Origin of the sequence: Croceibacterium salegens (genome assembly GCF_009827435.1) — a bacterium.
Lineage (GTDB): Bacteria > Pseudomonadota > Alphaproteobacteria > Sphingomonadales > Sphingomonadaceae > Croceibacterium_B > Croceibacterium_B salegens.
In genome coordinates this window covers 1-264 of sequence record NZ_WTYM01000019.1, presented here as the reverse complement: position 1 = coordinate 264, position 264 = coordinate 1, and the positions used below count along the sequence as shown (strand labels likewise).

Below are 264 nucleotides of genomic sequence, written 5' to 3'. Positions count from 1 at the left end.
TTCGGATCGATGCTGCCATCCGCCGAACGGGCCGCGCGGTCCACGTCGTCCATGACAACGGGATGCGGGCCGGCACGCCCGAGCCGCAGCAGCACCTGGTCAAGCTACTCCATACGGCGCGATGCTGGTGGCAGATGCTCTGCGATGAACAGCTGACGGTCACCCAGCTCGCCGCCCGGCTCGGAATGAGCAAGTCCTGGATGACCCGCGTCATGCGCCTCAGCTTCCTTGCCCCCGAGATCATCGAGGCGATCATCGCCGGCA

1 pseudogene is annotated in these 264 nt (G+C 66.3%); it reads left to right on the top strand.

Annotation, left to right across the window (positions count from 1 at the left end):
• Positions 1-264, top strand: a pseudogene (locus GRI89_RS00155) (recombinase family protein); the annotation flags it as partial.